The sequence below is a fragment of the Halomonas sp. SH5A2 genome, from assembly GCF_014263395.1.
Lineage (GTDB): Bacteria > Pseudomonadota > Gammaproteobacteria > Pseudomonadales > Halomonadaceae > Vreelandella.
Genome location: NZ_CP058321.1, coordinates 464,926 through 486,552 on the forward strand (window position 1 = coordinate 464,926; position 21,627 = coordinate 486,552).

Genomic DNA, 21,627 nt, shown 5'->3' on the forward strand with positions numbered 1-21,627 from the left:
GCGATGTGGCAAGTGCTGTTGTACGTTGAGGTCGTCAATGACGCGTTTTGAAACAAGCCATACTGACGACACGCATGTGGTGCTCGGCAAGCTGACAAGCTCCCACGGAGTGAAAGGCTGGCTGAAGGTATATTCTTATACCAGCCCCATGGACAGCATTTTGGACTACCCCGAATGGTGGGTGCGCCAAGGCGACAGCCTGACGCAAATGACCATTGTTCAGGGCCGTCGGCAAGGTAAAGGCCTTGTGGTTCAGCTTAAAGGGATCGATGACCGTGACGCGGCCGACGCATTGGCTCAAGCGGACATATTGATGCCCAAAGCAGCCCTCCCTGAGCTTTCCGACGATGAGTATTATTGGCATGAGCTTGAAGGCCTTGCGGTTTTCACTCAAGCCGGCGAACGGTTGGGGCAGGTCAGTTACCTGTTCGAAACCGGTGCCAACGATGTCATGGTCGTTCGTGGCGATGTCGATGCGATCGACAAGCGTGAGCGCCTGCTGCCTTTTTTGCCGGGCGACGTCATTGTTGAAGTCAGTCTTGAAGACGGCCGGATGGTCGTTGATTGGGATCCTGAGTTTTGAACAGTGAACAGCGGCCGGGCGGTGGAAATGACGTTTCACACCCCGCGATGTGGATAGGTGTGGTATCGCTGTTTCCTGAGATGTTCGATGCGCTCACCCAGCAGGGCGTGGTCGGTCGAGCGATCGAAAAACGGCACATAGAGCTCGCGTTCTGGAATCCGCGCGATTATGCCACTGACCGCCATCGTAGCGTTGATGACCGCCCCTATGGCGGCGGCCCCGGGATGTTGATGAAAGTCGACACCTTACGTGCTGCCATTCATGACGCCCGACAGCAGGCGCATGACGCGACCGGCCAAACGCCCACGGTGATTTACCTGTCACCCCAGGGGCGCAAGCTGGATCAGCAGGGCGTGACGTCACTGGCGTCTAAAGGTCCGCTGGTTGTTGTAGCCGGGCGCTATGAGGGCATCGACGAGCGGGTAGTGGAAAGTGATATCGATGAAGAATGGTCAATTGGCGACTATGTGCTAAGCGGCGGCGAGCTGCCGGCCATGGTGTTGATTGACGCGGCGGCAAGGCTGATTCCCGGTGTTTTGGGGCATCAGGATTCCGCCATCGAAGACTCGTTTAACGATGGTTTGTTAGACTGCCCGCACTACACCCGTCCCGAGGTAATCGACGGGCGACAGGTGCCGGACGTGCTGCTGAGCGGTAATCATGCCGCGATCAAGCGCTGGCGGTTGAAGCAATCCTTGGGCCGCACCTGGCAGCGTCGACCCGACCTGTTGGAAGGGCGACCGTTGGATGCCGAACAGCGCAAGCTGTTGAACGAGTTTATCGAGGAATACGCTCTTTCTGGTTCGTCAGCCAAGACTGACTAGGTAGTCAAGACTGAACCGGCATGAGCGGCGGTGCAGGGCGACAATGGCGACAGCCAACGCACCTGTGTCACCCATAACGACTCCCGCGTCGCTCGTTATTGAGCGCCGGGATCACGGCGACCGCCTTCCATGACTGAGCGGCTTTGCCACCACGTTATTTAGGAGCATGATGATGAGCAGTAAAAACAAGGTGATCCAGGCGCTCGAAAACGAGCAAATGTCCAAAGAGGTGCCGAACTTTGCACCGGGCGACACCATCGTCGTTCAGGTGAAAGTCAAAGAAGGCAACCGCGAACGTCTGCAGGCATTTGAAGGTGTGGTCATCGGTAAGCGTAACCGTGGCCTGAACTCCGCGTTCACCGTGCGCAAGATTTCTCACGGCGTTGGCGTTGAGCGTACCTTCCAGACCTACAGCCCGCTGGTTGACTCTCTTGAAGTCAAGCGCCGTGGTGACGTGCGTCAAGCCAAGCTTTACTACCTGCGCGAGCGCAGCGGTAAATCGGCGCGTATCAAGGAAAAGCTGGCCTAAGGCGAGTCGTTTCCGCAGGCGCTTGCGCCTGGGTACCAAAACCCCGTCACCGCTCTGCGGGGCGGGGTTTTGTTTATCTAACAGATGTGAATCCTAACGGGCGGCTTGCGTATGCGTGTCATTGATGCTTTTTTGGATGCCCTGTGGCTGGAGCGCGGGGCCAGTGAGCATACGCTAGCGGCTTATCGACGCGACCTGAACGCCTGGCAGCAGCACCTGGAGGAACACGGCGAGTCATTATTGTCGCCCTCGCCTGAACGACTGGATGCATGGTTCACCAGTCGCCGTGAAGCGGGCTATCAGGTACGCACCAATGCGCGATTGTTGTCGAGTCTGCGCAGCTTTTACCGCTGGGCACGCGTCCATGGTCATGTTTCAAGTGATCCACTGGCTGAGGTGCGACTGCCGCGCGTACAGCCAGGCCTGCCCAACACGCTGGAAGAAGACGAAGTGGAGCGCTTGCTTCAGGCTCCGGTGCTGGATACGCCATTGGGCGTGCGCGATCGTACGATGCTGGAGTTGCTCTACGCCTGCGGACTGCGTGTCTCGGAGTTGGTGGGGTTAACCAGCGACGCGGTCAATTTGCGCCAAGGAGTGGTGCGAGTGCGCGGCAAAGGCGATAAAGATCGCCTGATACCGATGGGTGAGGAGGCCGCCGATTGGCTGGCCCAGTATATGAAAACGACGCGCCCCATGCTGATGCAGGACCCGACGCGTCCGGCCCTGTTTCCAGGCCGTGGTGATAAAGCGATGACGCGACAGACTTTCTGGCATCGCCTCAAGGTGCACGCCATCACGGCGGGTATAACGCGTCCCCTGTCGCCGCATACGCTTCGCCATGCGTTTGCGACCCATTTATTGAATCATGGGGCGAATTTACGGGTCGTACAGCTGTTGCTAGGTCATAGCGACCTATCCACCACGCAAATTTACACGCATGTGGCCCAGGCTCGCCTGGAAAGCCTGCATGCTGAACATCACCCAAGAGGTTGAATTGCATGATGCGCCGAAACACAGAACCAACGACGTCTCAAAGCAAGCCGCGCAGGCTGATAGGCTGGCTGATGGTCGGTGCGATGTTACCCATGGCAGCGCAGGCGAGTAGCGCGACCGATGCGCTTCGCGACTCCTTAAGTGTCAACGGACAGGCAATGCCGGTTGACGAGGTGCGTGAAACGCCGATGGAAGGGATTTACCATGTTCGTCTGGAAAACGGCGAGTCCTTTTACTCAAATGCCGACGGCAGTCATTTTCTGGTCGGCGATCTTTACGAAAACGCCGATAGTGGGCTGGTGAACCTGACCGAACAGGCGCGCAACCAGGAGCGTGCGGACGCCATTTCGGCGATACCGGAAGACGATCGGGTGGTGTTTCGTGGTGAAGAGACCCCCAAGGCGACGGTCGTGGTGTTTACCGACCCAAGCTGCCCGTATTGCGTAAGGCTTCATGAAACCGTTCCAGAGCTCAACGAGCGTGGTATTGCGGTACACTATCTGGCCTTTCCGCGTAGTGGCGTTAACGCCAACGCGGGTAGAACGCTTCAGCAGGTCTGGTGTGCCGATAACCCCAGCGAAGCCATGTCGCGTGCCAAGCAAGGCGAAACGCTGTCCAGTTCGGCCAGCTGCGACAATCCGGTAGCCGAGCAGTACGAGCTGGGCCGCGCGTTAGGCGTCCAGGGGACACCAGCGATTATCCTGCCTGATGGGCAGATGGTGCCAGGGTTTGTGCCGCCGGACCGCATGATGGAAATGCTGGAACTGGATGACGCCTAGGGTCAGTAGCCCCTGAACCAATTGATCAAACATTATCACGCTGAGACACTGCACCTCTGAGTGCACAACATGAAAGGGGAAGTATTTTGAAACCGGTAAGAGTAGGCATTTGTGGGCTGGGCACCGTCGGTGGCGGTACTTTTAACGTACTGACGCGCAACGCTGACGATATTGCACGCCGTGCAGGGCGTCCGATTGTGATTGAGCAGGTGGGCCACCGCAGTATTCACCCCGATTGCGACATTACCGGTATCAATGCCACTACAGATGTTTTTGAAGTGGCCACCAACCCGAATGTGGATGTTCTGGTTGAGCTGATTGGCGGCTACGACGTTGCCCGCGAACTGGTACTTACCGCGATTGAAAACGGCAAGCACGTGGTCACGGCCAACAAGGCGCTGATCGCCGTCCACGGCAACGAAATCTTCAAGGCGGCCCACGAAAAGGGCGTGATCGTGGCGTTTGAGGCCGCCGTTGCGGGTGGTATCCCGGTTATCAAATCGCTGCGTGAAGGCCTGGGGGCCAACCGCATCGAGTGGGTGGCGGGTATCATCAACGGCACCGGCAACTATATTCTGACCCATATGCGCGATGAAGGCCGCGCCTTCGAAGACGTGCTCGCCGAAGCCCAGGCGCTGGGCTACGCCGAATCCGACCCGACCTTTGACGTTGAAGGTATCGACGCGGCGCACAAGCTGACCATTCTGGCCTCAATCGCTTATGGCGTGCCGCTGCAGTTCGAGAAAGCCTTCACCGAGGGGATTTCGCGGATCACCGCGGAAGACGTTGAGCAGGCCGATAACCTTGGCTATGTCATCAAGCACCTGGGCATCTCCAAGCGCACCGACCATGGGCTTGAACTGCGGGTACACCCCACGCTGATCCCCAAAGAGCGCCTGCTCGCCAATGTTCACGGCGTCAAGAACGCCATCGCGGTGATGGGCGACGCCGTGGGGCCGACCCTTTATTACGGTGCTGGCGCCGGGGCTGAGCCGACCGCCTCCGCGGTCGTGGCCGACGTGCTGGACGTCGCGCGGGATATTGCCACCGACCACCATTACCGGGTGCCTTACCTGGCCTTCAGTGGCATTGACGAAGACGTCAGCCAGCTGCCGATCATGCCGATGGAAGACATTACCACGGCGTATTACCTGCGCCTGCTGGCTGTCGACCGTCCCGGTGTACTGGCCCGCGTGGCGACAATCCTTGCCGAGCAGGGCATGTCCATCGAAGCACTGATCCAGAAAGAAGCCACCGAAGGCGAGCTGGTGCCGATCATTCTGCTGACCCACCGCACCAAGGAAAAGCAGATGAACGAAGCAATCCGTGAAATTGAAGCCATGGCGGATATTGCTGGCCCTGTAACGCGTATCCGCGTGGAAAGCCTGGACGAAGGGGAGTAACCCACCACATGCGTTATATCAGCACGCGCGGGCAAGCCCCCGCGCTCACCTTTGAAGAGGTGGTGTTGACCGGCATGGCCAGCGACGGCGGGCTTTACGTGCCGGAAACGCTGCCGTCGTTCTCGCCAGAAGATCTGGAAGCGATGGCCGGATTGTCCTACGCGGAGATTGCGTTTCGTGTCATGAAGCCGTTTGTGAACGGCGAGATCGACGACGAGACCTTCCGCCAGATCGTCACCGATGCCTACGCGGCTTTTAATCACGACGCGGTGCTGCCCCTCAAGCAACTGGACGCCAGCCATTTTCTGCTCGAGCAGTTCCACGGTCCCACCCTGGCGTTCAAGGACGTCGCGCTGCAGCTGTTGGGTCGCCTGCTCGACCACTTCCTGCAAAAGCGCGGTGAGCGGGCGGTCATCATGGGCGCCACCTCCGGCGATACCGGCTCGGCGGCCATTGAAGGCTGCCGCCACTGTGACAACCTGGATATCTTTATCCTGCACCCCCACAACCGGGTGTCGGAAGTGCAGCGTCGTCAGATGACCACGGTGCTGGCCAACAACGTGTTCAACATTGCCATCGAAGGTAACTTTGATGACGCCCAGGCAATGGTCAAGGCCAGCTTCGCCAATCAGGACTTTCTGAACGGCACGCGCCTGGTGGCGGTGAATTCGATCAACTGGGCGCGCATCATGGCCCAGATCGTCTATTACGTTGCCGCCGGCGTGGCGCTGGGTGCGCCCAAGCGCGAAGTGAGTTTCTGCGTACCGTCGGCCAACTTCGGTAACGTCTTTGCTGGCTATATGGCCTATAAAATGGGCCTGCCGGTCAAGCAGTTCATCATTGCCACCAACGCCAACGACATTCTGCACCGCACGCTGGCCGCCAATGACTTCTCCAAGAAAGAGCTGGCCGCAACCCTCGCCCCGTCCATGGATATCGTGGTGTCGTCGAACTTCGAACGCCTGCTGTTTGATGCCTACGACCAGGATGGCGCCGCAGTGGCGGCGCTGCTGGAGCGCTTTCAGCAGGAACCCACGGCACTTGCCGACGCGCCGCTTGCCAAGCTGCGTGAAAAGTTCTCAAGCCACAGCGTTGACGACGCCACGATTCTGGAAGTGATTCGTGAAGCCCACCACCGGACCGGGGAAATGCTCGACCCGCATACGGCCACCGGCTATCGCGCCGCCGAGCGTGCCCGGGCTGACCAGACCACACCGGTGATTACGCTGGCCACGGCGCATCCCGCTAAGTTTGCTGACGCGGTGGTGAAGGCCGGCTTCCAGGGCGTGCCGCTGCCGACACACATGGACGACCTGCTTGAACGCGAAGAGCGTTATGCGGTGTTGCCCGCTGAGCTCGCCGCGGTGCAGCAGTTTGTCGCTGACAATCGGCGCTAGGAATGATGGCCGACGTGACTGACCTACCTGCCAGCCAGGCGCCGTCGCCGCTGCAACACGCTAGCCGTCCACGGCTGGAGCCTCGTCCACTGGACGAGGCGGTTTATGCCCGTGCCCAGGCGGAAGGCTTGAATGAGCTTCAGGCGCGCCTGCTCGCCTCGCGGCTACCGGGTTATCAAGGCGAGCTCGCGCCGCTGGTATCGCCCAGCCTGCGTTATCTGGCGCACCCGGAGAAACTCGCGGACGGTCGCCGGGCCGCCGAGCGCATTGCCCAGGCGGTGGCTGAAGGCGAATCGATCGGGATTCTCACCGACTACGACGTAGATGGCATCACCTCCCACGTGGTGATTCGCCGTACCCTGGTCGAGCTGTTTGGCGTGCCGGAACATAAGCTGCACAGTCTGATTGGCCACCGTATCCATGACGGCTACGGGATCAGCCTGCCGCTGGTCGAACGCACGCTGAACCTGAAGCCGCTACCATCGCTGGTCATCACCGCCGACTGCGGCAGTAGCGACGAGCCGCGTATTGCCCGCTTGAAAGCCGCGGGCATCGATGTCGTGGTCAGCGACCACCATGCGTTGCCGCTGGAAGGCCCGCCCCCTTCGGCCTATGCCTGCGTGAATCCAACCCGTGATGACTGCGAGTATCCTGATAAAACCATCGCCGGATGCATGGTGGCGTGGCTATTGATGTCGCTTGCCCGCGGCGTGTTGATCGAGTGGGGCGCGCTGTCAGAATCCACCCCTAAACTGTCGCCCTGGCTCTCTTACGTAGCGCTCGGCACGGTCGCGGATTGCGTGTCGCTGGGCGGCAGCCCCGCCAACCGTGCGGTGGTCAATCAAGGTTTAAAACTGATCAACCGCATGGAAGCCGCCTGCTGGCGGGCCATGGCCACGCGATTGGGCGCCGACAGCGTACCGTTCAATGCCGAAACGCTGGCCTTCCAGATGGGGCCGCGTATCAATGCTCGCTCGCGGCTGGACGACCCTTACGCGGCGCTGCATTTTATGCTCGCGGAAACCGAGGGCGTGGCCAATCGCCAGCTTGAGGTGCTTGACCAGGATAATCAGTCGCGCAAGGCCATCGAGGCCGATATGGCGGAAGAGGCTCGCGCCCTGGCCGCGTCCGCGCTGGAAGCCAACGAGTCGGCGGTCGTCGTTTTACTGGAAGATGGCCACCCAGGCGTGCAGGGCATTGTCGCTTCAAGGCTGGTGCAGGCCTATGGCCGCCCGGCGCTGGTGCTTACCCGGGCGGCGGCCCCTGATATGCTCACCGGTTCCGGCCGCTCGATCGACGGCTTGCACCTGCGCGATGCGCTTCAGCGCACCTATGAACTCGCCCCTGAGGCACTGCCACGTTTTGGCGGCCATAGTGGGGCGGCCGGGGTGGGTGTTCCCAGAGAGCAATTGGAGGCCTTTAAAGTCGCTTTTCTAAAGGCAGTGGATGAGCAGTTGGCAGGTCAAGAGCTCTATCCGCGCCTGTGGACCGACGGTGAGCTATCCACAACACAGCTATCGCTGGCAACGCTTGGTGATATCGAGGTCCTGGGCCCCTATGGCCGCGAGTTCGACCCGCCGCTGTTTGAAGGGCGCTTTATCGTCGAAGCGCTGCGCCCGGTGGGCGCGGAAGGCGCGCATCTGATGATGGAGCTTTCCATGGGCCCCGTGACCTGCAAGGCCATCTGGTTCCGTGCACTGACCCCCGGTGAGCTGCCCGCATTCGGCGTCGGCGATACGCTGCATTGCGCCTACAAGCTTAACCGCAACCGCTGGCGTGGGCGTGAGACGCTGCAGTTGATGGTTGAGCATGCCAGCGCCATCTAGACTCAGCGTTTTATAACCTTAACGATTCAAGTAAGGACGCTCCCATGCGTGTGGAAGACCTTCCCAAGGACCCTCATCGCCCCTATGAAGATGTGATGGCGATGTTGCTGGGTACGTTCTTTGTGGCGCTTGGCGTAACCTTTTATACCCATGCCGTATTGTTGACGGGCAGCACCGCTGGCTTGGCGTTGCTTTTAAACTACATGACCGGCTGGGGCTTCGGGGTGTGGTTTTTTGCCATTAACCTGCCGTTTTACTACCTGGCCATCAAACGCATGGGCTGGAGCTTCACGCTGCGCACCATTACGGCGATTGGTTTGGTGTCGATTTTTTCGGAACTGACCCAGAGTTGGGTGCAGTTTGCCGCCGTGCCCTCGCTTTATGCGGCGCTGATGGGCGGTGGCCTGATGGGCATCGGCATGCTGATGCTATTTCGCCACCGCACCAGCCTTGGCGGCATCAACATTCTGGCGCTTTATCTGCAAGACAAGCACGGCCTGCGTGCAGGCTACGTGCAATTGGGTATCGACGGGCTGATCTTGCTGGTAGCGCTCACCCAGCTGCCGCTGGACCGCGTGGCCTACTCGGTGCTGGGCGCGTTGACGCTCAATCTGATTATCGCCCTGAATCATAAGCCAGGGCGCTATATTGGCGTTAGCTAGAGACGCCTAGCTCAGCCAGAACCACCAAACAATCAGCGCGACCAGGCCGGCTCCGGCGAGGTTGACCAGTAGGCTCATGCAGTGCCTCCTTTGGATGGGGCGGCGCTGGTTTTCCATAGCCGCAGGCGGTTGGCGTTGCTGACCACGGTGATGGAAGACAGCGACATCGCTGCGCCCGCGATCATCGGCGAAAGCAGCGTGCCGGTAAGCGGGTAAAGCACCCCGGCGGCAATCGGAATACACAGCACGTTGTAGCCAAAGGCACCGATCAGGTTCTGCTTGATGTTGCGCAGGGTGGCGCGGCTGATTTCGATGGCATCGGCCACGCCGTGCAGCGAGCCACGCATCAGCGTCATGCCGGCGCTTTCGATCGCCACATCGGTGCCTTGACCAATCGCGAAACCCACATGGGCGCGGGCCAAGGCCGGGGCGTCGTTGATACCATCGCCGACCATGCCGACGATCTCGCCGCTAGCTTGCCGCCGTTCAATGTCGGCGTGCTTGTCTTCGGGCAGCAGCCCGGCGCGGTAATCATCAATGCCCACCTGGCGCGCGATCGCTGCTGCCGTGTGAGGGTTGTCACCCGTCAGCATGACGACGTTCAAACCGTCTTCCTGCAGCCGTTTGACGGCGGCAACGGCATCGTCACGCAGCGGGTCGCTGATGCCGAAAAGCGCCGTCAAGTGGCCATCCAGAGCAAAGTACACCAGCGTGCGGGCTTTTTCTTCCAATGCGCGTGCGTCGTCCTGGCTTCTGGAAAGATCGACCCCGGCGTCTTCCATCAGGCGTGCGTTACCCAGCAGCAGTGACTTCCCGTCGGCGGTTTGTGCTTTCACCCCGCCGCCGGTGACGCTGTCGAAGCCGTGAATCTCGGCAGGCTCAGCGTCATGCTCGTCGGCATAGGCCATTAACGCTGCTGCCAGCGGGTGCTCGGAGCCGCGCTCCAGGGCGGCGATATAGCCAAGCGTCTGGGCCGTATCCTCGCCCAGCAATTCCGCCTCAGTGACACGGGGTTTGCCCTCGGTGAGCGTGCCGGTCTTGTCCACGACCAGCGTGGTCAGTTTGCTGGCGGTTTGCAGGGCGTCGCCGTTTCTCACCAGCACACCGTGTTCAGCGGCCTTGCCCACGCCGATCATGGTGGAAATCGGCGTGGCCAGGCCTAGCGCGCAGGGGCAGGCGATAATCAGCACTGTCGTGGCCGTCACCAGCATGTGAATGACGCGCGGCTCGGCGCCGATGTTGAACCATACCAGTGCGGTAAGCACGGCGATGATCATCACCGAGGGGACAAACACGCTGGACACTTTATCGGCCAGCTCGCCAATCGGCGGGCGCGAGTTCTGGGCGCTGGCGACCTGTTCGGTGATCTGCCCCAGGCGGGTATCGGCACCCACCCTTGTTGCGCGGTACACCAGGCCACCTTTGCCATTGACCGTACCGGCGCTGACCTCATCACCCTGGCCCTTTTTCACCGGTTCGGGTTCGCCGGTGAGCATGGATTCGTCGATGTGGCTTGCGCCTTCCACGACCTCGCCATCTACCGGGAGGCGCTCGCCGGGGCGAACGCGGATCCGGTCGCCTTCACGTACGGCATCGATGTCCACCTCACGTTCGTCGCCGTCCCGAATCACCCGGGCGGTGCGGCTTTGCAGGTCGAGCAGGCGTTTTAGCGCCTCGCTGGTGCGTCCGCGCGCTTTAAGCTCCATGGCGTTGCCGAGCAGAATCAGGCCAATCACCATGGCGGAGGCTTCAAAGTAGATGCCGTGGGCGACCTCGGGAAGCCAGGGGGCAAACAGCACGACCGCCATCGAGTAGAGCCAGGCGGTACCGGTGCCCATGGCTACCAGGGTGTCCATGTTGGCTTGATGATGCTTGAGGTTCTTCCAGGCATTGACAAAAAAGTGCCGCCCGGGAAACGCCAGGATCGCCAGTGTCAGAAGCCCGATCACCAGCCAGAACAGCCGCCCGGTGCCCATCGGATGTGGGTGATAGACGAACATGCTGAGCATCAGCGGAACGGCAAGCGCCAGCGACCAGGCGCTACCTTTTAAGCGACGCTTGTAGTCGAGAGCTTCCTGTTCCGAGCGCGTTCTTTCCGCTTCGCGCATATCGACAATGGGCTCGGCGCCGTAACCCACCGATTCCACGGCCGCTATCAGGGCCTGCGGGTCGGCATCGCCAAAAATTTGCGCGGTATGGGTGCCAAAATTGACGCTCGCTGTCTCAACGCCTTCGGTACGCTCCAGTGCTTTCTGAACACTTTTCACGCAGCTGGCACAGGTCATGCCGCTGATCGCCAGGCGGGTTTGATGGTGGCTGCCCTGGGGAGCATTTTTGGCGGGCGTGGCGTCAGTCGTCTGGTCTCGTTTCACGTCCGGCGTCTCGGCCGTGCCGGGCGGATAGCCGGCTTGGCGCAGCGTTTGGTCGAGGGTGGCGTCGTCCAGCGTGGTGGTGACTTCCAGGCGTTTTTCCCCCGGTGCGCCTACCACCTCGGCGTCGCTGTCCTGTTGCTGAACCGCCTCGCGCATGCGCTTTACACAGCCCTGGCAGTTCATGCCGGGCACTGTGCGCGTCAGGGTGTGCTGGCTCATGTTGCCTCCTGCTTCTCAGGGAAGCTCTCGATCAAGCGGCAAAGGCTGTGGCCGTCCGGCGTACCGTCGGGCATGTGCTGCCAGCTCTCCAGCGCCTGCTCCATGCGCTGGGCAAGCGCCTCAAGCTCCTGGATCTGCGCGCGGATCTGCGGCAGCCGGTTGGCCAGCAAGTCGCGCACCAGTGGGCAGGGGGAGTCGCCCTGGTCGGCGTGCGCGAGGATGTCGCGAATCTCGGCCACGCTGAACCCGAGCTTGCGTGCCCGCTGGATAAACTGCAGCCGTTCTAGATCCGTCGTGGAGTAAAGCTGGTAGCCGTTATCGGGATGTCGTTTGGGCGCAAGCAATTGCTCCCGTGTGTAATGGCGCACCGTTTCGGAGGTGACGCCACCACGTTTTGCCAGCTCGCTGACTTTCATTGTGCGCTCCAAAGGAAAGTGTTGATGACTAACAAGAGTCTAAAACCTATGGGTTACACAAAGGTCAAGCGAGGTGAAAGAAAATAGACTGGAAACCCTAAAACAATGATTTAAAACGGTCGTGCGACTAATGTATAAGACAAAAATAAAATAAAACGCTCGTTTGCCCTTGAACCAACCGGGCTTTTAGGCCAAAACTGACGTGTACAAAAAAAGCATGACGGATGGACGCCATCCCGTCGGATCATTGGGAAGAGAGACCTACTATGCACAATAAATTTAACAAGCTCACCCTGGCAGTTGCTGTTGCCACCGCCGCCTTCGCCAGCCAAGCCCAAGCGGGTGGTTTTCAACTGAATGAGCAAAGCACAAGCGGGCAGGGTTATAGCCACGCTGGCCGAAGCTCCAACGTCAACGACGCTACCATTGTGTTCGGCAACCCGGCAGGTATGTCGTTTTTGGATCGTGCCCAGATTTCAGTGGGTGCCACGTATTTAGATGTCAGTACCGATATTGATAATACGACATCGGATTTCTCGGCCCCACTACTTGGTGCTGCTAGTGGGCCCGTTGAGGGCACTAACGAAGGAGATATGGTTCCAGGATCAACCATTCCTTATGGTTTTTACGCACAGCCGATTAACGACCGTTGGAGCTTTGGTTTCGGGGTTTACGCGCCGTTTGGGTCGGAAACCGAATACGAGGACAGCTTTGAGGGGCGTTATCACGGCAACCACACGCGGGTGGAAGTGGTCAGCGCGCAGCCGACCCTGTCGTTCAAATTCAGCGAAGAGCTTTCCGTCGGTGCAGGGTTAACCTATAACCAAATGGATGGCGAACTCGCCTCACGCATTCCAGCTGCTTTAGTTGGACAGCCCCCTAGTCCGGAAACGGACGGTGAAACTAGGGTTAAAGGCGATGATGAGGCATGGGGTTACAATCTAGGCGTGATTTATCGCCCCGCGCCAGAAACCACGCTGGGCCTGACGTACCGTTCCAAAGTAGATTACACCCTGGACGGCACCTCGCGAACCAGTGAGGGTTATGAAGGTGCAAGAGCTAATCAAGATGCTTCGCTTGATATCACCACACCTGAAACTGTCAATTTCTCTCTGACTCAGGAAATGACTGATAGACTGACGTTAATGTTTGGTGCTTCGTGGACGCGCTGGAGCCGTTTTGATCAGATTCTGGTTCAGGGAAGCGTGGATGATCAGATCATCAATGAACAACAAAATTACTCTAATGCCTGGGCGTTTGCGACGGGTGCGGAATACCAGTTAAACCCTGAATGGGTGCTGCGAGCAGGTTTGGCGATTGACAATACACCCACAAATGACGCTACCCGCAGCGTGCGGATTCCATCTGACGACCGCCGTATCTTCTCGCTGGGTGCTGGCTGGACGCCGGTTGAGGATATGACCATCGACGTTGCTTACTCTTACCTGACTGAGCGTGGTACTCAAGTTGAGCAATCTCGTAGTTATGAAAATGGTGGCACCACTATTGGCACGGCTGATTACTCCGCCGACTACAAAAACGAAGCCCATGGCTTCGGTGCTCAGCTGACCTACCGCTTCTAATGCGTTAGTAACAGTAGCGACCTAAACCCGGCCTCGGCCGGGTTTTTTGATGAATCATTTGCTACCGCTTATGCCGCAGGGCTTTCCAGGAAAGCGGCGCGCATCAGCTCGCGGGTATAGGTCTCGCGAGGGGCGTTGAACAGAGATTGGGTGTCGCGTTGTTCGATGATCTCGCCTTCCCGCATGACAATGACCTCATCGGCCAGCGCTCGAACAACGGCAAGGTCATGGCTAATGAACAGGTAGGTCAGGCCGTGGCGTTGTTGCAAATCGCGTAACAGTTCAATAACGGTCATTTGAACCGAGCGGTCAAGGGCCGAGGTTGGTTCATCCAGCAGCAGAAACTCAGGCTTGACGACCAATGCCCGGGCGATGGCAATCCGTTGCCGCTGGCCACCGGAAAACTCATGGGGGTAGCGGTGTCGGTGGGCGGGGTCCAGGGCGACTTCTTCAAGGGCTTGAATGACCAGGGCATCACGTTCGGTGCGCTTCAGTAACGGCTGATGAACGCGCAGTCCCTCACCGATAATCTCACCCACGGTCATGCGCGGGGAAAGCGAACCAAAGGGGTCCTGGAAGACAACTTGCATGCGTGATCGCAGCGGGCGCATCCCCGCATGGTCAAGCTGGCCGACATCAATATCATCGAAATGTATGTTGCCGTGACTTTTTACCAGCCGAAGAAGTGCACGGCCCAATGTCGTCTTGCCTGAACCCGATTCGCCCACGATACCCAGGGTTTGGCCTTTCCTAAGCGTCAGGTCGATATTTTTCACCGCTTCAAAATAGCGGTTGGGGCCAAACAGGCGCTTTTTGATCGGGAAGCGAACGCCAATGTCTTGCGCCCTGAGCAGGGTGGGCGCTGAGTCGGGTACGGGTGCTTTTTGGCCACTTGGGTTGGCGTCAATCAGCATCCGGGTATAGGCGTGCTGGGGTGACTGAAACAGCGCCTTGGTGGCGCCTGCTTCGACGATTTCACCGTGTTGCATGACGCACACGCTATCGGCCAAGTGCCGGACGACCCCCAGGTCGTGGGTGATAAACAGGATCGCCATGCCATAACGGGTCTGGAGGTCTTTCAGCAGCGCGAGAATCTGCGCCTGAACGGTGACATCAAGGGCGGTGGTCGGCTCATCGGCAATCAGCAACTGAGGTTCACAGGCCAGCGCCATAGCAATCATCACCCGCTGGCGCTGACCGCCGGAAAGCTCGTGGGGGTAGCTGTCGATGCGGCGCTTGGGCTCGGGAATGCCCACCTGTTCCAGCAGCTCCATTACCCGCAGGCGAGCATTGTTGCCCCGCAGGGGCGTGTGTTTGTGCAGGACTTCACGAATCTGCTGACCCACGCGATGCATCGGGTTGAGCGAGGTCATCGGCTCCTGGAAGATCATTGAGATCTCATTGCCGCGGATGGCCCGCAGGCGCTTTCGGCTAACGGCGAGCAAGTTTTCATCGCCGGAACCGCCGTGCCAGCGAATGGCGCCGGTGGCGCGAGCTAATTCCGGGAGTAGCCCCATCGCGGCGGTCGAGGTAACCGACTTGCCCGAGCCTGACTCACCGACGAGCGCAAGCGTTTCGCCTTGATGCAGGGTGAAGCTAACGTCCCTGACGGCCGTGACGGGTCCATCGGGAAGCTCGAAGTCGACGCGCAGGTGATCAAATTCCAGCAGTGGTTGTGGCATATCGCCTCCTTGCCTTTATTAACGCGTCTTTTGTTAACGTGTTTTGGGATCGAGGGCGTCGCGCAGACCGTCGCCCAGGAAGTTTAAGCACAGCAGCGTGGTGGCCAGAAACACAGAGGGGATAATCAGCATCCAGGGCGCCGTTTCCATCATGTCCTTGCCTTCGCTGATCAGCACGCCCCAACTGGTCAGGGGTTCTTGAACGCCGAGGCCTAGAAAGGAGAGAAAGCTTTCCAGCAAAATGACCTTGGGGACAGTGAGGGTGACATAAATGATCACCGGCCCGATGGCATTGGGGATCAGGTGGCGTGTGACGATCTTGAAACTGTTCACGCCGAGGGCATGGGCGGCTTCGACGAATTCGCGGCGTTTTAAAGCGAGCACCTGTCCGCGCACGATGCGTGACATGTCGAGCCATTCAACGGCGCCAATGGCGGCATAGATCAACAGGATGTTACGCCCAAACACCACCATCAGCAGGATGACCATGAACATGAAGGGCAGCGAGTACATGATGTCGACAAAGCGCATCATCAGGTTGTCGACCCGGCCGCCCACGTAGCCGGCAATCGCGCCGTAAAGAACGCCGATCACCAGCGAAACAAGGGTCGCCACCAGGGCGACGGAGAGTGAAATCTGCCCCCCGTGCAATACACGTGTTAGTAGGTCCCGGCCATTGGCGTCAGTGCCCGCATAGTGGCCGCTTTCTAAGCTTGGTGGGGCCAGAAAAGCATTCCAGTCAACTTCATCAAGTGCCCAGGGGGTCAGCAAGGGGCCCAGCAAGCAGGCCAGGGAAATGACGACAAGGAGCACAAGACTGGCGGTCGCTGCACTGTTCTGGCGAAGCCGCCGCCAGGCTTCACGCCCCAGGCTGTTGCTGGCGACCGGCGGGGCCGATGTTGCATTATTCATTATCATAGCGAATCTGCGGGTCCAGAGCCGAGTAGAGTAAATCGACAATTAGGTTGAGAAGGACGATCAGGCCGCCGTAAAAAACCACCGTGCCCATCACCAGGGTGTAGTCCCGGTTGAGCGCTGCCTGGACGAAGTAACGGCCAATCCCGGGTATCCCGAAAATCTGTTCAATCACCACCGAGCCGGTAATGATCCCGGCAATGGCGGGACCCAGGTAGGACGTTACCGGAAGCATTGACGGGCGCAGGGCGTGACGAAAGATCACTTCGCTCTCGCTGAGGCCTTTGGCCCGGGCCGTGCGGACAAAGTGACTGCCCAGCACTTCAATCATGCTGGCGCGCATCATCCGCGCGATATACGCAATCTGCTGAATGGAAAGTGCCACGACGGGGAGAATCATGTTTTTCCAATGACCGTCGTTCCAACCACCGACCGGTAGCCAGGCCAGAAAGACGCCGAATACCAGTGCCAGTAGCGGGGCAATCACAAAGTTGGGAATGGCCACCCCGGCCAGCGCCGTGCCCATCACCATGTAGTCGATGGTGGAGTTGCGTTTAAGCGCTGCAATAATCCCCATGGGAATACCGACCAGAAGTGCGAGAGCGATGGCCCATAAGCCAAGTTCCAGGCTGACAGGGAAGCCCTGGGCAACGAGCTCGGTAACCGAAAAATCCTTGTACTTGAACGAGGGGCCAAGATCGCCCTGGAGCAGGTTCCCCATGTAGGTGAGGTACTGTTCCCAGACGGGTTTGTCCAGGCCGTAAGAGGCCATTAAATTGGCCTCGATTTCCGGCGGAAGTTGTCGCTCGCCGTCGAAAGGCCCGCCGGGGGCCAGGTGCATTAAAAAGAACGACAGTGTAATGACAATCCACAGTGTCGGGATCGCCTGAAGCAAGCGTTTTAGGGTGTAGCTGAGCATTTTGGGCCTCGCTCCTCAGGCCAAAGGCCTGAGGATGTAGCGGCAGTCAGTCGTGATAAGAAACAACGAACTAAAGGAAATCAATCGTCGAAGTGAACCCAGCGCGAGCGATGGATATCTTCAATATTGGTTTCCCAGCCGGAAATGTCGGGGCTGACCAGATTGCGCGAGACGTAGTAATAGATGGGCAGCGTGGCGCTATTTTCCAGGGCGATGGTTTCTGCCTCGGCCATGATGTCGGCGCGCTCATCCAGGTCCTGGGTATTCGCGGCTTCGCTCATCAGCGCATCAAATTCAGGCGAACTGTAGGCACCGTAGTTATTGGAGACGTTGCTCTCCAGTAGGCTGAGAAAGTTTTGCGCGTCGTTGTAGTCACCAATCCAGCCCGCCCGGGCAACGTCGAAGTCGCCTTGGCGAATATCCGCGTAGTGAACGGCTACCTCTGAATTATACAGCTCTACCTCAACGCCCAGGGGCTTCCACATGGCAGCAATGGCGATGGCGACCTTGCGATGGTCCTCGCTGGTGTTATAGCGCAGCATGAGTTCCAGCGGATTGTCTGGGCCATAGCCGGCCTCTTGGAGCAATTCACGGGCGCGTTCCAAGCGTTCATCCTGGGATAGTTCGGCGAAGCTAGCAGTGGGCGCTTCATAGTGGCTGACGTTGGGCGGAACGAAACTGTACGCAGGCACTTCGCCGGTGCCGAGTATTTGATCGGTAATGACTTCGCGACGAACGGCTAGGCTAAGCGCTTCACGGACACGCGGGTCAGTGGTTGGATGGCCGTCTCGGGCATTGAAAACGTAGTAATAAATGCCGAGGTAGGGAGCCACCTGGACGGCTTCAGGCAGGTTCTCCATCAGCCAGTCGTACTGCTGAGTGGGAAACTCCCGAGCGATATCGATCTCGCCGGCGCGGAAGCGGTTCAGCGCCGTATTGCGCTCTTCAATAGGGAAGTAGACGATTTCTTCCAGGGCGACATTGTCAACGTCATGAAAATGCGGGTTGCGCGTTGCCGTGATACGCGTTTGCGACTGCCACTCTTCGAGCTGGAAAGCACCGTTTGAGACCATATTGCCAGGGCGTGACCACTCGTCGCCGTAAGTGTCTACCGTGTGGCTGGGCACCGGGTAGGCGGTATAGTGGGAAAGCTGGTCTAAAAAGTAAGGCGTTGAACGTTCGAGAGTGATTTGCAGGGTAGACGCGTCCAGAGCCTCGACGCCCAGCGTGCTTGTTTCGGCGTCGCCTGCATAGACGGCTTCGGCATTTTTGATCGGATACAGCAGATAGGCGTAATCAGCGGCGGTGGCTGGCGATAGGATGCGCTGAAAGGCGTAAACAAAATCGTCAGCCGTCACGGGTTCACCGTCTGACCACTTGGCATCGTCTCTTAAGGTGAAAGTGTATACCGTACCGTCATCGGAGATTTCCCAGGATTCGGCAACCCCGGGGATGCGGCTTCCATCGGCTGCTTCAGTGACTAGGCCTTCAAACAGGTCACCCACCACATCGTTTTCCCAGGTGCCGCTAATTTTGTGCGGATCAAGCGACGCCGGTTCGCCCATGATGGCCAGGCGGAGCGTGTCTGCTTGGAGGGGGGCAGCAAAGCTTAGAGCCAATGCGGCAGAGCCTAGGAGAGTGCGTGTTTTTGTCATGTCGATCCCTCAAGAATTGTCCTAATACGGTTGTTTGACAATTTAGTACTAGCACCGCTGAAAAGGGGGTGTCTATCAGAAATTACACATGTAGCTATGCGGATTTTCGATAGTGCGGTGTTGATGGTTGTTGGAAGCCAATTTCGTTACAATGCGCTTCTTAATTTTGAACCTTATTCTTACTGACTGAATTTCTATCGACTAAGGCCAGAACACTCCATGTTGGAAACTAACCCGATTCACCTCCAGCTCAAGGACCTGTCTGAACGGACAGAGGTTCTTAGGGGGTATCTTTGACTATGCCGAGAAGCAGGATCGGCTAGAAGAGGTCACCCGCGAACTGGAAGATCCCAATGTCTGGAGCGACCCAGACTACGCGCAGAAGCTCGGTAAAGAGCGTGCGTCTCTTGAGAGCACCGTGGCGACCATTGACGGCCTCGCACAGGGTTTGGGCGACAGCCGGGATCTGCTTGAGCTTGCCGAAATGGAAGACGACGAAGGCACCGTCGACGAGGTGCGCAAAGAGCTGGATAACCAGCAGGCCACCCTTGAGAAGCTCGAGTTTCGTCGCATGTTCTCCGGGGACATGGACGAGAACAACGCCTACATGGATATCCAGTCCGGGTCGGGCGGCACAGAAGCCCAGGATTGGGCCAATATCCTGCTGCGCATGTACCTGCGCTGGGCAGAAAGCCACGGTTTCAAAACGGATATTCTCGAAATTTCCGAGGGCGATGTGGCCGGCATAAAATCAGCGTCGCTGCATATTCAGGGGGAATACGCCTTCGGTTGGCTGCGTACCGAAACCGGCGTTCATCGCCTGGTGCGTAAAAGCCCGTTCGATTCGGGCGGTCGTCGCCATACCTCCTTTGCGTCGGTGTTTCTGTCACCGGAAATTGACGACAGCTTCGAAGTGGACATCAACCCGTCGGATATTCGTGTGGATACCTACCGCTCAAGCGGGGCGGGCGGTCAGCACGTCAATACCACCGACTCAGCGGTGCGCATCACTCACGATCCCAGCGGCATTGTGGTGGCGTGCCAGAGCCAGCGTAGCCAGCACGCCAACCGCGACTTTGCCATGAAACAGTTGAAGGCGAAGCTGTGGGAACACGAGATGCAGCGGCGTAATGAGGCCAAGCAGCAGGCGGAAGACGCTAAATCCGACATCGGCTGGGGCAGTCAGATTCGCTCCTATGTGCTTGACGACCAGCGCATCAAGGATTTGCGTACCAACGTCCAGTCCAGCAACTGTGAAAAAGTGCTCGATGGCGATCTGGACCAGTTTATCGTCGCCAGCCTCAAGCAGGGTTTGTAATCTTTTCAGGGTTTGATCATTAATAGGGTGCCCGATGGCTAATCAAGACGCGTCTTCTCTCGATAACGAAAACCACCTGATTGCGGAGCGCCGGGCCAAGCTCGCGGCCCGCCGTGAGCAGGCGGCTGAGCAGGGCAAGAGCGCTTTCCCGAACGATTTTCGCCGCGATAGTTTAACCGTTGAGCTGCAAGACGCCTTTGGCGATAAAGACAAGGCCGAGCTTGAAGCGCTGGATCACCACGCTTCGGTAGCGGGTCGCGTAATGCGTCAACGAGGCCCCTTTATTGTTATTCAGGACGTGGCCGGGCAGATCCAGCTCTACGTTGATAAAAAAGGCCTGCCCGCCGAGGTGCTGGACGACGTTAAAAGCTGGGACATCGGTGACATCGTCGCCGGCCACGGGCCCGTCCATAAATCCGGCAAGGGCGATCTGTACGTGATGATGAAAGAGGCGCAGCTGCTCACCAAAAGTCTGCGTCCGCTGCCGGATAAATTCCACGGTCTGACCGACCAAGAAGCCCGCTACCGCCAGCGCTATGTCGACCTGATCATGAACCCGCAATCGCGCAAGGTGTTCGAGACCCGCGCGGCGGTCATCAGCTCCATGCGCCGTTTCTTTGAAGCCCGCGGCTTTATGGAAGTCGAAACGCCGATGCTCCAGCAGATTCCCGGCGGTGCGGCGGCGCGGCCGTTTATCACCCACCATAATGCGCTGGATATCGACATGTATCTGCGTATTGCCCCGGAGCTTTACCTCAAGCGCCTGGTGGTGGGCGGCTTTGAAAAAGTTTTTGAAATTAATCGTAATTTCCGCAACGAAGGGCTGTCGACCCGGCATAACCCCGAGTTCACCATGGTCGAATTCTACTGGGCCTATGCGGATTACAACGATCTGCTGGATATGACCGAAACCATGCTGCGCACGGCGGCACAGGAAGTCTTGGGCACCACGACCATTGAATACCAGGGCGCCAGCTACGACTTCGGCAAGTCGTTTGACCGCCTGACGCTGCGCCAGGCAATTCTTGACCACGGTGATGGCATCACTGATGCGGATCTGGACACGCTGGACGCCGCCCGTGCCCTCGCTGAAAAGCAGGGCATCAAGGTCAAGGAGAGCTGGGGACTGGGTAAGGTCCAGACCGAAATCTTTGAAGAAGTGGCCGAACACAAGCTCGACCAGCCGACCTTTATCACCGAATACCCGGCCGAGGTCAGCCCGTTGGCACGCCGTAACGATGCCAACCCGTTCGTGACGGATCGCTTTGAGTTCTTTGTGGGTGGCCGCGAGATCGCCAACGGTTTCTCGGAGCTTAACGACGCCGAAGACCAGGCCGAGCGCTTCCGCGAGCAGTCAGCAGAAAAAGACGCTGGCGACCTGGAGGCCATGTATTACGACGCGGATTACGTGCGTGCGCTTGAATATGGCCTGCCACCCACGGCCGGCGAAGGCATCGGCATCGACCGGTTGGTGATGCTGTTTACCGACAGTCCCTCGATTCGCGACGTTCTGCTGTTCCCGGCGATGCGCCCAGAGGCGGATTAACGTCAG

Annotated in this window: 18 protein-coding genes; 12 read left to right on the top strand and 6 right to left on the bottom strand. The window is 58.6% G+C overall.

Annotated elements, in window-relative coordinates; all coding sequences use genetic code 11:
• Positions 1-37: 37 nt before the first annotated feature.
• From rimM to HXW73_RS02250, 9 genes are all read left to right on the top strand, one after another.
• Positions 38-583 (top strand): ribosome maturation factor RimM, encoded by a 546-nt coding sequence (rimM, locus tag HXW73_RS02210; protein ID WP_186254695.1) that lies wholly within the window; start codon positions 38-40, stop codon positions 581-583.
• 47 nt (positions 584-630) lie between these two features.
• Positions 631-1,407, top strand: coding sequence for a tRNA (guanosine(37)-N1)-methyltransferase TrmD (gene trmD / locus HXW73_RS02215; RefSeq protein ID WP_066319345.1), 777 nt, complete (start codon positions 631-633; stop codon positions 1,405-1,407).
• A 172-nt stretch (positions 1,408-1,579) separates the two neighbouring features.
• Positions 1,580-1,936, top strand: coding sequence for a 50S ribosomal protein L19 (gene rplS, locus HXW73_RS02220; RefSeq protein ID WP_085918299.1), 357 nt, complete (start codon positions 1,580-1,582; stop codon positions 1,934-1,936).
• A 111-nt stretch (positions 1,937-2,047) separates the two neighbouring features.
• On the top strand, positions 2,048-2,929 hold the full coding sequence (xerD, locus tag HXW73_RS02225; protein ID WP_186254696.1) for a site-specific tyrosine recombinase XerD: 882 nt from the start codon (positions 2,048-2,050) through the stop codon (positions 2,927-2,929).
• Between the two features lie 71 nt (positions 2,930-3,000).
• Positions 3,001-3,708: a DsbC family protein gene (locus tag HXW73_RS02230; protein ID WP_446719004.1), complete on the top strand. Its 708-nt coding sequence runs from the start codon at positions 3,001-3,003 to the stop codon at positions 3,706-3,708.
• 86 nt (positions 3,709-3,794) lie between these two features.
• Positions 3,795-5,111, top strand: coding sequence for a homoserine dehydrogenase (locus HXW73_RS02235; RefSeq protein ID WP_186254697.1), 1,317 nt, complete (start codon positions 3,795-3,797; stop codon positions 5,109-5,111).
• An 8-nt stretch (positions 5,112-5,119) separates the two neighbouring features.
• Positions 5,120-6,508 (top strand): threonine synthase, encoded by a 1,389-nt coding sequence (thrC, locus tag HXW73_RS02240; RefSeq protein WP_186254698.1) that lies wholly within the window; start codon positions 5,120-5,122, stop codon positions 6,506-6,508.
• Between the two features lie 5 nt (positions 6,509-6,513).
• Positions 6,514-8,334, top strand: coding sequence for a single-stranded-DNA-specific exonuclease RecJ (locus HXW73_RS02245; protein ID WP_186255881.1), 1,821 nt, complete (start codon positions 6,514-6,516; stop codon positions 8,332-8,334).
• Between the two features lie 44 nt (positions 8,335-8,378).
• A complete protein-coding gene (locus HXW73_RS02250; RefSeq protein WP_186254699.1) occupies positions 8,379-8,996 on the top strand; it encodes a YitT family protein in 618 nt (205 codons plus the stop codon).
• 74 nt (positions 8,997-9,070) lie between these two features.
• On the opposite strand, the gene HXW73_RS02255 is transcribed toward HXW73_RS02250, so the two are convergent.
• Together HXW73_RS02255 and HXW73_RS02260 are read right to left on the bottom strand one after the other, a co-directional pair.
• Complete coding sequence (locus HXW73_RS02255; RefSeq protein WP_186254700.1) at positions 9,071-11,587, bottom strand: heavy metal translocating P-type ATPase; 2,517 nt, start codon at positions 11,585-11,587, stop codon at positions 9,071-9,073.
• Positions 11,584-12,003 carry a MerR family transcriptional regulator gene (locus HXW73_RS02260; RefSeq protein ID WP_186254701.1) on the bottom strand — a complete coding sequence of 140 codons (420 nt, stop codon included), beginning with the start codon at positions 12,001-12,003 and terminating at the stop codon, positions 11,584-11,586. The genes HXW73_RS02255 and HXW73_RS02260 overlap by 4 nt, the downstream gene beginning before the upstream one ends.
• Positions 12,004-12,269: 266 nt before the next feature.
• Here HXW73_RS02260 and HXW73_RS02265 point away from each other — a divergent pair, with 266 nt between their 5' ends.
• Entirely contained in the window at positions 12,270-13,586 is a 1,317-nt protein-coding gene (locus HXW73_RS02265) for an OmpP1/FadL family transporter (protein ID WP_186254702.1), read from the top strand.
• 68 nt (positions 13,587-13,654) lie between these two features.
• On the opposite strand, the gene HXW73_RS02270 is transcribed toward HXW73_RS02265, so the two are convergent.
• The 4 genes from HXW73_RS02270 to HXW73_RS02285 form a co-directional block, all read right to left on the bottom strand.
• On the bottom strand, positions 13,655-15,268 hold the full coding sequence (locus HXW73_RS02270) for an ABC transporter ATP-binding protein (RefSeq protein ID WP_186254703.1): 1,614 nt from the start codon (positions 15,266-15,268) through the stop codon (positions 13,655-13,657).
• Between the two features lie 33 nt (positions 15,269-15,301).
• Positions 15,302-16,180: an ABC transporter permease gene (locus HXW73_RS02275; protein WP_240538687.1), complete on the bottom strand. Its 879-nt coding sequence runs from the start codon at positions 16,178-16,180 to the stop codon at positions 15,302-15,304.
• The gene (gene oppB / locus HXW73_RS02280; RefSeq protein ID WP_186254705.1) at positions 16,173-17,102 is read right to left on the bottom strand and encodes an oligopeptide ABC transporter permease OppB; all 930 of its coding nucleotides are present in this window, start codon (positions 17,100-17,102) and stop codon (positions 16,173-16,175) included. Before oppB ends, HXW73_RS02275 begins: the two co-directional genes overlap by 8 nt.
• A gap of 80 nt (positions 17,103-17,182) precedes the next feature.
• Positions 17,183-18,757, bottom strand: coding sequence for a peptide ABC transporter substrate-binding protein (locus tag HXW73_RS02285; protein ID WP_186254706.1), 1,575 nt, complete (start codon positions 18,755-18,757; stop codon positions 17,183-17,185).
• A 219-nt stretch (positions 18,758-18,976) separates the two neighbouring features.
• Between HXW73_RS02285 and prfB the strand changes: the two genes are divergently transcribed.
• A protein-coding gene (prfB, locus tag HXW73_RS02290) for a peptide chain release factor 2 (protein WP_186254707.1) occupies positions 18,977-20,075 on the top strand; the annotation gives its coding sequence in 2 pieces (ribosomal slippage) (positions 18,977-19,051 and positions 19,053-20,075; 1,098 coding nt in all).
• 34 nt (positions 20,076-20,109) lie between these two features.
• Complete coding sequence (gene lysS / locus HXW73_RS02295; RefSeq protein ID WP_186254708.1) at positions 20,110-21,621, top strand: lysine--tRNA ligase; 1,512 nt, start codon at positions 20,110-20,112, stop codon at positions 21,619-21,621.
• The last annotated feature ends 6 nt before the right edge of the window (positions 21,622-21,627 follow it).